Origin of the sequence: Streptomyces boncukensis, from assembly GCF_011045075.1 — a bacterium.
Lineage (GTDB): Bacteria > Actinomycetota > Actinomycetes > Streptomycetales > Streptomycetaceae > Streptomyces > Streptomyces boncukensis.
Window position 1 is genome coordinate 1 of record NZ_JAAKZZ010000229.1, and the last position, 11334, is coordinate 11334.

5 protein-coding genes are annotated in these 11334 nt (G+C 74.7%); 1 reads left to right on the forward strand and 4 read right to left on the reverse strand.

Annotated features, from left to right (window positions below; all coding sequences use genetic code 11):
- A partial coding sequence (locus tag G5C65_RS20895) for a multifunctional oxoglutarate decarboxylase/oxoglutarate dehydrogenase thiamine pyrophosphate-binding subunit/dihydrolipoyllysine-residue succinyltransferase subunit (protein ID WP_165300418.1) occupies positions 1 to 3570 on the forward strand: 3570 nt, incomplete at its 5' end.
- An 87-nt stretch (positions 3571 to 3657) separates the two neighbouring features.
- Here G5C65_RS20895 and fxsT read toward each other — a convergent pair.
- The 4 genes from fxsT to G5C65_RS20915 form a co-directional block, all read right to left on the reverse strand.
- On the reverse strand, positions 3658 to 6690 hold the full coding sequence (fxsT, locus tag G5C65_RS20900; protein WP_165300419.1) for an FxSxx-COOH system tetratricopeptide repeat protein: 3033 nt from the start codon (positions 6688 to 6690) through the stop codon (positions 3658 to 3660).
- An 84-nt stretch (positions 6691 to 6774) separates the two neighbouring features.
- Positions 6775 to 8133 carry an aKG-HExxH-type peptide beta-hydroxylase gene (locus tag G5C65_RS20905; protein WP_165300420.1) on the reverse strand — a complete coding sequence of 453 codons (1359 nt, stop codon included), beginning with the start codon at positions 8131 to 8133 and terminating at the stop codon, positions 6775 to 6777.
- A gap of 73 nt (positions 8134 to 8206) precedes the next feature.
- Complete coding sequence (locus tag G5C65_RS20910) at positions 8207 to 8452, reverse strand: hypothetical protein (RefSeq protein WP_165300421.1); 246 nt, start codon at positions 8450 to 8452, stop codon at positions 8207 to 8209.
- Between the two features lie 163 nt (positions 8453 to 8615).
- Positions 8616 to 11334 (reverse strand): SAV_2336 N-terminal domain-related protein (locus G5C65_RS20915; protein WP_165300422.1); only part of this gene is annotated, 2719 nt, incomplete at its 5' end.

The window sequence follows — 11334 nt, forward strand, 5'->3', positions numbered from 1 at the left end:
GCGGGCGCCTCTCCCGGCCCGGTCGCCGCGAGCGGGGCCCCGGCCCCCGCCCCGGCGAAGGCGAAGGTCGAAGCTCCCGTCGCACCGGCCGCACCGGCCGCTCCCGCGCAGCCGCAGCCGAAGCCGAAGCCGCCGGCCGCCGCCGCGAACGGCACCGGCGGGTCCGCCAAGGGCGCGGCCGACGGCGAAGCGGAGAGCAGCGGCCCCGAGTATGTGGCCCTGCGCGGCCCGTCCGCGGCCGTCGCCAAGAACATGAACGCCTCGCTGGAGCTGCCCACGGCCACCTCCGTGCGCGCCGTCCCGGTGAAGCTGCTGTTCGACAACCGCATCGTCATCAACAACCACCTCAAGCGCGCCCGGGGCGGGAAGGTCTCCTTCACCCACCTGATCGGCTACGCGATGGTGCAGGCCCTCAAGGCCATGCCGTCGATGAACTGGTCGTACGCCGAGAAGGACGGCAAGCCCACGCTGGTCAAGCCCGAGCATGTGACCCTGGGCCTGGCCATCGACCTGGTGAAGCCGAACGGCGACCGGCAGCTCGTCGTCGCGGGCATCAAGAAGGCCGAGACGCTGACCTTCTTCGAGTTCTGGCAGGCGTACGAGGACATCGTCCGCCGCGCCCGGAACAACAAGCTGACCATGGACGACTTCTCCGGCGTCACCGTCTCGCTGACGAACCCGGGCGGCATCGGCACGGTGCACTCGGTGCCGCGGCTGATGCCGGGCCAGTCGGTGATCATGGGCGTCGGCGCGATGGAGTACCCGGCGGAGTTCCAGGGCACCTCCCAGGACACCCTCAACCGGCTCGGCGTCTCCAAGGTGATGACGCTGACCAGCACCTACGACCACCGGGTCGTCCAGGGCGCCGCCTCCGGCGAGTTCCTGCGGATCGTCGCCAACCTGCTGCTGGGCGAGGACGGGTTCTACGACGACATCTTCAAGGCCCTGCGCATCCCGTACGAGCCGGTGCGCTGGATGAAGGACATCGACGCCTCGCACGACGACGACGTGACGAAGGCGGCGCGGGTCTTCGACCTGATCCACTCCTACCGGGTGCGCGGCCACATCATGGCCGACACCGACCCGCTGGAGTACAAGCAGCGCAAGCACCCCGACCTGGACATCACCTCGCACGGGCTCACCCTGTGGGACCTGGAGCGGGAGTTCGCGGTCGGCGGCTTCGCCGGCAAGGCGATGATGAAGCTGCGCGACATCCTCGGCGTGCTGCGCGACTCGTACTGCCGCACCACCGGCATCGAGTACATGCACATCCAGGACCCCAAGCAGCGCAACTGGATCCAGGACCGCATCGAGCGCCCCAACTCCAAGCCGGAGCGCGAGGAGCAGCTGCGCATCCTGCGGCGGCTGAACGCGGCGGAGGCGTTCGAGACCTTCCTGCAGACCAAGTACGTCGGCCAGAAGCGGTTCTCGCTGGAGGGCGGCGAGTCCGTCATCCCGCTGCTGGACGCGGTGATCGACGCGGCGGCCGAGTCCCGGCTGGACGAGGCCGTGATCGGCATGGCGCACCGCGGGCGGCTGAACGTGCTGGCCAACATCGTGGGCAAGCCGTACGCGCAGATCTTCCGGGAGTTCGAGGGCAACCTCGACCCGAAGTCGATGCACGGCTCCGGCGATGTGAAGTACCACCTGGGCGCCGAGGGCACCTTCACCGGGCTGGACGGCGAGCAGATCACCGTCTCGCTCACCGCCAACCCCTCGCATCTGGAGGCCGTCGACCCGGTCGTGGAGGGCGTGGCGCGCGCCAAGCAGGACATCATCGGCAAGGGCGGCACGGACTTCACGGTGCTGCCGATCGCGCTGCACGGCGACGCGGCGTTCGCGGGCCAGGGCGTGGTCGCCGAGACGCTGAACATGTCGCAGCTGCGCGGCTACCGCACCGGCGGCACGATCCACATCGTGATCAACAACCAGGTCGGCTTCACCGCCGCGCCGGAGTCCGCGCGCTCCTCGATGTACTCCACGGATGTCGCGCGGATGATCGAGGCCCCGATCCTGCACGTCAACGGCGACGACCCGGAGGCCGTGGTGCGCGCCGCGCGGCTGGCCTTCGAGTACCGCCAGGCGTTCAACAAGGACGTGGTCATCGACCTCATCTGCTACCGCCGCCGCGGCCACAACGAGACCGACAACCCCAAGTTCACCCAGCCGCTGATGTACGAGCTGGTGGACAAGAAGCGCTCGGTGCGCAAGCTGTACACCGAGTCGCTGATCGGGCGCGGCGACATCACCCTGGAGGAGGCCGAGCAGGCGCTCCAGGACTTCCAGGGCCAGCTGGAGAAGGTCTTCACCGAGGTGCGGGACGCCGCCGCCGACCAGCACGTCGACGAGGTCCCGCCCCCGCAGTCCGACGTTCCGGCCCACGTGGAGACGGGCATCAGCCAGGAGGTCGTCAAGCGGATCGCCCAGGCGCAGGTCAACATCCCCGAGCGGGTCTCCGTCCACCCGCGGCTGCAGCCGCAGCTGCAGCGCCGCGCGCAGATGGTCGAGGACGACACGATCGACTGGGGCATGGGCGAGACCCTCGCCATCGGCTCGCTGCTGATGGAGGGCACCCCGGTGCGGCTGGCGGGCCAGGACTCGCGGCGCGGCACGTTCGGCCAGCGGCACGCGGTGCTGCTGGACCAGAACTCCGGCGACGACTACACCCCGCTGCTGTACCTCTCCGACGACCAGGCGCGCTACAACGTCTACGACTCGCTGCTGAGCGAGTACGCCGCGATGGGCTTCGAGTACGGCTACTCGCTGGCCCGTCCCGAGGCGCTGGTGATGTGGGAGGCGCAGTTCGGCGACTTCGCCAACGGCGCGCAGACGGTGATCGACGAGTTCATCTCGTCCGCCGAGCAGAAGTGGGCGCAGACCTCCGGTGTCACCCTGCTGCTGCCGCACGGCTACGAGGGCCAGGGCCCGGACCACTCCTCGGCCCGCATCGAGCGGTTCCTCCAGCTGTGCGCGCAGAACAGCATGACGGTGGCCATGCCGTCCCTGCCGTCGAACTACTTCCATCTGCTGCGCTGGCAGGTGCACAACCCGCACCACCGGCCGCTGGTCGTCTTCACCCCGAAGTCGATGCTGCGGCTCAAGGCGGCGGCGTCCGCGACGGAGGAGTTCACCTCCGGCGGCTTCCGCCCGGTCATCGGCGACGCCTCGGTGGACCCGGCGAACGTCCGCAAGGTCGTCTTCTGCTCCGGCAAGGTCTACTACGACCTGGACGCCGAGCGGACCAAGCGCGGCCTGACGGACACCGCGATCATCCGGCTGGAGCGGCTCTACCCGCTGCCCGGCCAGGAGATCCAGGCCGAGATGGCGCGGTACAGCGGCGCGACGAAGTTCATCTGGGCCCAGGAGGAGCCCGCGAACCAGGGTGCCTGGCCGTTTATCGCGCTGAACCTGGTCGACCACCTCGACCTGATCATCGGTTCGGATCCGGTGCCGAACGCGGACCGGCTGCGCCGGGTCTCCCGGCCGTCCTCGTCGTCGCCCGCCGTGGGCTCGGCGAAGCGGCACGCGGAGGAGCAGCAGCAGCTTCTGAACGACGTCTTCGAGATCTGACCCCCGCGCGCTCGCGCTGGAAGGGCCCGCCGCACGCCGCGGCGGGCCCTTCCGCTTCCTGCGAGCCGCCGGACGGGCGTCAGCCCGTCAGCCGAGGAAGGGTTCGAAGTCCCAGTAGGGGCGGTTCCGCTGGCGCGCGGAGAGGGTGTGGTGGTGCTGCACCCCCAAGGTGCTGGTGAGCCGCTGCAGGGCGTCCTCCTCCTGCTTGTCCGCCTCGATCGCCTCGTGCAGCGCCCGCAGATCGGCGGCGAGCGCGATCTGGCAGGAGAGGGTGAACGGGTGGTCAGGGCCCAGCACCCGGCGGGCCCGCCGCAGGGTGTCCCGGTCCAGCTCGGCCGCCTCCTCCGGCCGGCCGGTGAAGCTGCGGCCGCCGGCGGCGTTCAGGGCGCAGCCCAGGGTCCAGGGGTGGTCCTCGCCGAGCACCGTGCTCAGCCCGGCGAACGCCTGGTTGAAGAGGTTGAGCGCGCCGTCCCTGTCCCCCTCGGCCTGGAGCACGAGGCCGACGTTGGTCTGCATCCCGGTGGGCACCGGGTGCGCTGTGCCCACCAGCGCCCGGTAGCCGTCCTCGGCCTCCACGATCAGGTCCCGGGCCTCGGCCACCCAGCCGCGGGCCCGCAGGAAGTTCCCGTAGTCGCTCATCAGCCCGAGGATGTTGTAGTGGCCCTGCGGGTAGCCGCGTTCGTGCTGCTGGTGCAGGTCCGCGAAGGCGGCGCGGATGTCCTGGGTGTCGCTGCCCGCGCGGTACTGGCACATGACGAGGTTGTGGCGGGCCCACAGGGTCTGCAGATGCTGCTCGCCCAGCACCTGGGCGTGCAGCCGCACCCCGAGCTCCTGCCGGGCGAGCGCGTCCTGGTAGCGGCCCATCCGGCGCAGGTCGCGGGCGCAGGCGGTGCCCGAGTGCAGGGTGGCGGGGTGCCGGGCGCGCAGCACCTGCTCGCGCTTGCGGAGCGTGTCCAGGTCCACGTCGTACGCCTCGTGGTAGCGGCCGAGCAGGCGCAGGGTGGCGGCCAGGCTGTGCCGCGCGTTGAGGGTGAACGTCTCCTCCGGGCCGTAGACCTCCGTCGCCGTGTCCACGACCTGCTGCTGGGTGGCCAGCGCCTCGCTGTACCGGCCGAGGAAGCGCTGGTCGGAGGCGAGCCCGTGGTGCGCGCTGAGCAGCGCGACCCGGTCGGGCTCGCCGGCGGCGTAGAGCTGGCCCAGGCGCGTGGTGTCCAGATCGTACGCCTGGGTGAAGCGGCCGCTGGCCCGCAGGATGGTGGTCTGCCAGGTGGTGAGGTCCAGCATGGGCCGGGAGGTGGGCGCCAGCCCCGGGGACCAGCTCTCCCGTACCCGGTCGGCCAGCTCGATGCCCGCGGTGTACTCGCCGCTCTCGTAGCAGTAGCGCACGCAGTTGAGCACCAGGGCGCGGGAGTCCTCGGTCTCGCTCTCCAGCGCGCCGGCCGGGTCCAGATGGGGCAGCAGCTCGGCGTAGCGGGCCCAGTTGCGGCTGTCGACCGGGTCGCCGGGGTCGGCGACGGCCAGCACCTGGCAGACGACGGAGCGGTAGATGTTCCGGTCCTCGCCCGCCGTCAGCTCGCTGAGGATGCGGTGCACGGCGCGGTGCATATGCACCGACTCCTGCTGGAGGCCCGGCTCGCCGGAGGCGGTCACGGACAGGCTGCGGGACTCCCGGGTCACCACGGAGCGGTTGACGAGCGCGTCCAGGGAGCGGGGCCAGTCGGGGCGGTCGCCGGCCATCCAGCGCAACTCCTCCGGCAGCCCCGCCGCGCGCAGGCCGCGCACCAGGCCGATGGGGATCCGGCCGGCGGCGAAGCAGGTGCACAGCTTCAGCAGCTCCACGGCGCGCGGCTCACTCCTGCGGAGCTGGTTGAGCAGCATCGACTGCGAGGTGTACATCCTGAGCGGGTAGTCGCCCGGTACGACGTCCTGCTCCAGCTCGGCCAGCTCACCGGAGCGGACCCGGCGCAGATAGTCCTCGACGGCCATCCGCTCCTCGCCCAGCAGGCCCCCGGCGATGGCGAGCTGGATCGGCAGGTCCTGGGAGTCGACGGCGACCTGGTCGGCCTCCTCCGCGGTGATGTGCGGGGCGCGGCGCATCAGATAGCCGGTGGACTCCGCGCGTTCGAAGACCGGCACCTCCCGCACGTCCGCGACCTCCCGCCAGGCCCGGTTGCGGGAGGTGATCAGGATGTGCCCGGGGCCGCCGCGCGGCAGGATCCCGGTCACCTCCTCCGTCTCCTCCCAGCCGTCGAAGATCAGCAGCCAGCGGCCGTACGGCTCGCCCCTGCGCAGCGCGTCGCGGACGGCGCGGATCCGCTCGCCGGGCTCGGAGCCCGTCCGCAGCCCCAGCTCGACGGCCAGCTCGGCGTACCGGTCGCGCTGGGTGCCGCGCTGGTCGGAGTTGATCCACCACACGACGTCGTAGTCGGGCAGGAAGCGGTGCGCGTACTCCGCGGCGATCTGCGTCTTGCCGATGCCGGAGCTGCCGACGAGGACGCAGACGGCGGCGTCCCGCTCGGCGTCCATCAGCCGCTCCTGCACCTCGTTGAGCAGCACGTCGCGGCCGGTGAAGCCGGGGTTGCGGCGCGGGACCTCGCCCCAGACGCGGGGCGGGTCGTTGGGGTAGCGGGAGCCGGTCCGCGCGCCGGTCAGCGGGTGCGGCGCGGGGTTCAGGGCCAGCCGGCGCAGCAGCCGCCGCTCGGCCTCCTCCTCGCCGACGCCCCACAGGTCCACGGGCTCCAGCACGTTGACGGCCGGCAGCAGCGGCTTGTTGGTGAGGTTGACGGCGGCGAACTGGTCGGCGTGCTCGCGGACGAAGCCGCGCAGCACCGCGTTCCACTCGCCCTCGCCGCGCGGGCCGAGCTGGAAGAACCACTGGCTGAGCACCAGCAGCACCCGGCCGGAGGCCAGCATCAGATCGCCGAGCGCGTCCCGCAGCGGCTGATCGCGCCCGGGGTCCCAGCGGTGCAGGCTCACCCGGTGCCCGTGGGCCTCCAGCCGGTGCGCGATCCAGGTGGCCCACGGCCGCTGATAGCCGGGGAACGCCACCACGAAGTGCTCCGGCCGCCGGTCGGACGGTGTGCCCCGGCCGCTCCCGGCCCGGTTGCGCTGAGCGGCCATCCGCGCTCTCCCTCGATCCTCGTACCCAACTCACGGCCCAGGACGGCGGCCTGACCCTCCGTCGTACGGCGCGCAGCCTATCGATCACTCGCGGGTTCGCGGCGCAACCGGCACACCCGGTGTGCCAGACCCGCTGCCCCCGCTCACCTCACCGACGATACTTCGCAAGTCCGCGTGGCACTCCCCCATCCCCCGTGCGAACTCCAGACCCGCGGCGGTGAGTTGACCGGACCGCAGCAGCACTCCGAGCGCGTCGGCCACCTGCGCCCCGCACGTCCCGGCCCGCGCCAGCGCGGCGCGCCGCCGCCCCGGCGGCAGACCCGGGCAAGCGGCCAGCCGGTACCACATGTCGGCCAGCGCCAGATGGGCGAAGGTGCCCTGGAGCACCCCGGCCAGCGGCCGCAGATCCGGGCGCCAGCCCACCCGGTGCACGGCCGCTCCGCTGTCGTGGTGCAGCGGCACCAGGTCGCCGATGACGGCCAGCTTGCTGTGCTGCAGCTCGTGCACCAGCACCTCGGCCAGCCGCGGCGGCGACGGCGGATAGCCGGTGAGCACCGCCCAGGGCGCGGCGCGCAGCGTGGCGCTGCGGGCCGTGCCGGGCACCTGCCCCAGCGGGACGAGGGCCCGCGTCAGCTCCGTCACCTCGACGGCGCGCTCCGGGTCGGCGGCGGCCAGCAGCGCGACGGCCGCCTCCCAGCGGCGCCGCCAGCCCGCGGCGCCGCCGCCCGCGTGCGGGGTGCGGCGGGGCGGCAGCAGCCCGGTGGCAGCGGAGTCCGGCGGCGGCAGCCGGTACGGGTCGAGCCCGTCCAGCAGGGCGCCGGTGCCCGGCAGCGCGGCGGGCCCGCGCCAGCCGGGCGGGTCGCGCGGCGGGGCCCCGTACAGCGGGTGCGGCGCGCAGGCCCCGTACGCGCCGGGGCCCGGGGGCGGGGTGCGCGGTACGGTCGCCGGGCGCCGCCCCGGCGCGGTCAGCCGCAGCCCGCGCGGCTCCGCCGCCAGCCGCACCCGGGGCGCCCGTGCGCGGTAGACGCCGACGCCGGGGAGGGCGAGGGCGCCGTCGACGGTCTCCAGGACGCCGCGGTAGCCGGCCCCGGCATGCAGCGCCGCCGCCGCGGCGACGGCGCCGAAGTGCGCCAGCGTCCGATTCCAGTCCCGCCCGCCGAGCGCGCCGGCCAGCCAGACACCGACCGAGGGGTAGCCGAGCACGGCCCGTACGGCGGCGGCGTCCTGGCGCTCGGCGCGCTCCAGGACGTCCCAGTGCCGGACGAACGCCTCCCGCGCCCAGCCGGGCGCACCGCCGCTCTCCAGGCGCCGCTGCAGCGACTTGAGCAGCACCAGGCGGCGGCTGTGCAGCCCCTCGGCGAGCAGTGCGCGGTCCGCGCCGGTGAGGCGGGTACGGGCCAGCTGCGCGAGTCTCCCGGGCCCCACGGAGAACAGCTCCCCCACGACTCACCCCCTCGCCCGCCAATGTGGCCGGATCCAGTACGCCCCGCACACCCGCGCGCGCCCGGGGCGGCGCTCACCCCCGCCGGCACCTCGGCGGCGGATCCGGCGGCAGGGGCGGCTCTCCGCCGGGCGCGCACTTCCACATCTCGGTGAGATCCTCGGGGCTGCGCAGCGTGTGCCGGACGGCCGCGAGCAGCGCGGCATCGTCCATGAGGTACAGGGTGTGCAGGTCAATCCCGGTGAGGTCGGGCAGAGCTGGCACCTCGGTGTGCGCGCTGCCGAGCCCCCCGGCAGCCCGCTCCTCGCGCTGCTGCGGCACGCCGTTCTCCTCCCTGCCCCCGCCGGGACGCCCCTGGCCACCCGTTCCCGGGGTTCGTCCATGGATGCTGACTTCTTCCCGACGCCACGGATACGGAAACCCGTTCGGCTCCCACCGGATCACGTTCCGGACCGTGCCCAGCGCGGCCTCGCCGGGCGCGGGATCACTCCGCCGGCCGCGCCAACCGCGCCCACTCCGCACGCGCGGCGCGGAAATCGGCGGCGGCGGCCCTCGGACGGTCCATCAGCTCATAGAGCGCGCCCCGCCCGTGGAGCGCGCGGTAGGCGGTCAGGGAGGGCTCCCCCTCCGCGCGGCTCTCCCGGAGCGCCTCGGTGTAGGCAATCTCCGCCTGGTCGAAGAACACCCCCGGGTTCGGCCCGCGCGCACCGGGAAAGTCCAGCCGCGCATCGGCCAGGGCCAGCCACGCTGCGGCCCGCTGCTCCCCGCTCCGGCCGCCGCGCGCCGCCTGCTCCAGCAGATGGCAGCCCTCGTACAGATCCGGGAGGAAGCCCTCACCGCCGGGCTCCCCGCGCTCCTCGTGGAACCGGCGCACCAGCGCGAGCCCGGTGAACAGGTTCAGCCGGGGCGTCAGCCCGTCCGCCGGGCTACTGGCCAGGGCCTCCCGGAAGATGCCCTCGGCGCGGGTGGTCTCGCCCGCCTCCAGCAGCGTCTCGCCCCACTCGGCGAGCAGTTCGCCGCGCCCGGTGCTGTCGCGTACCGCCAGGCGCTCCGCCTCGGCGTACGCCCGCACGGCAGGCACCCACTCGCCCGTGTCCCGGAAGACGCGGGCCCGCTCGCGCAGGCAGCGCAGCCGCAGCGGTCGGCCGGCGGGCGCGGCGGCGTACGCCTGGTCGACTGTCGCGAGGCGCTCCTCCGGCTCGGCGCGGGTGAGGCGCTGGGCCGCGGCGAGGTCGAGCAGCGCCGCGCACAGCCGGGCACCCGGACCGTCCGGGCCATCCGGACCGTCCCCGGCGTCCGGACCGTCCGGACCGTCCGGGCCGTCCGGGCCGTGCGGGCCGTGCGGTGCGTCTGGTACGCCGCGGCCGCCCGCCGCCTCCAGCGCGTCCGCGGCGGCCCGCAGTTCGGCCGCGGCCTCCCCGGCGGTCTCCTCGACACCGCGCGGCGCCGGGTCGGTGGAGGCGAGAGCGAGCAGCGCCCTGCCGAGCCGCAGCCGGCGCGTGGTCCGCGCCTCGCCGGACAGCTCCGACAGCTCCGGGGGCGTCAGGGCGCGCAGGGTGTCCACGGCACCGCGCAGCCGGCCCGGCTCCCCCTCGGCGTGCCACAGGTCGAGCCGGACGGCGCCGAGTTCGAGCCGCGATGCGGGGCCGCCCGCCAGGCCGCGCTCCGGATCCGGGGGCCCGCCGGTGAGCAGCGCCTCCGCCTCGCGCAGCAGGGCGCCCGCCGACTCGGCGTCGCCGCGCTCCGTGGCCGTACCGGCCTGGACCCGCAGCACGCGGGCCAGCGACAGCCGGGAGCGCCCGCCGTCCGCGGCGGCCACGGCCCGCTCGGCGGCCGTCCGTGCCCGGCGCAGCAGCCGCGGGTCGCGCTGCTCGCGCCACTGCCGCAGCAGCTCCTCCACCTCGTCGGGCAGCGCCCGGGTGGTGTCGGGCGGCAGATAGAAGCGGACGACCTCGGCGGGGACCTCGGCGAACAGCTCGTCGGCCACGGCGGCGGAACCGGCGCCGGCCGCGGGGTCTGCGGGGTCAGCGGCGTCTGCGGGGTCCGGGTCCGGGCGCGGGCCGCCGGGGTGCCCGGGGCGCGTCCCCGGCTCGCCGGCCCACGGGGAGCGGCCGCTGAGGCGGGCGACGGCGAGGGCGGGGAAGTTGCGGGTGCCGCGGCCGAACCGCTGGGTGACGTACGCCGACAGATACTTGAGCAGCAGCGTGGCCGCTCCCGGGGCCAGGGACTGGAGCAGCAGCTCGCGGACGCCCGGCAGCAGCCGGTAGCGCGGGCCCTCGGCGCCCTCCCGGTCCGGCAGGCGCTCCAGCAGCCCGCTCAGCAGCACCTCGGCCAGCTCCAGCGGGCCGGTGTGCGGCAGCATCGCCTCCTGCACCAGCCGCACCACGGGCAGCAGCAGCGGGACGGCGGCGAGGTGCATCGCCAGCTCCAGCGCGCCCGGTGAGGCGGTGGCCTGGAACTCGCGCAGCAGGGTGCGCGGCGAGACGGCGCCGGGCGGCGCGGAGGGCGGCGGCATGGCGGGGTGCCGAGGCAGCACCCACGCGGCGGCACCGGGCACCCCGCGCGCCGCGCCGCCCCCGCCGAATCCGGCCCCGGCGCCCGTACCGCCCAGCAGCCGGGCCCAGGCGCCCAGCGCCTCCGGGGTGGGCAGCAGCACGGGCACGGGCAGCGCGCCCGGGGCGTCCGGCGGGCCGAGCCCGTCCGGCTCGAAGCGGACGGGGCCGCCCGCTTCGCGGTCCCAGCGCAGCAGCCCCGGCTCGGCGGGCAGCGCCGTACGGGGCCACAGGCGCGGCGGCAGCGGCTGGACGACGGCGAGCGGCGAGCGGCCCGTCCAGTCGTGCAGCAGCCGCTGGGCGCGGCCCTCCTGCCACAGCGGGCCGACGCAGTCGCTGAGGACGAGCGTGAGCCGGTGGCCTGTGGGGTCGCGGTAGCGGGCCGCGGGGTGCAGCCGGGTGGGGTCGGGGGCCGCGCCCGCGCCGATCAGCGGGGTGCCGTCGCGCCCCCGGTGCAGATAGCGCACGCGCACATCGCGGAAGGCGCCGAGCTGTTCGAAGGTCTGGCGGAGCTGGTCGAGGGTGTGCTGCCAGACGGATGTGGTGGGCGCGGCGTCCATCAGCAGCTGGAGCTCGGTGCCGGCGCGGCGCCGGGCCGGGGAGAAGACGGGGCGCACCGCGCCGCCCCGGGCGCTGCGGTCGGCCGTGGCC

Bases quoted from the DNA above. Each gene is read 5' to 3' on its own strand.
- fxsT (WP_165300419.1), bottom strand. From the start codon at position 6,690: ATGGCCGCTCAGCGCAACCGGGCCGGGAGCGGCCGGGGCACACCGTCC.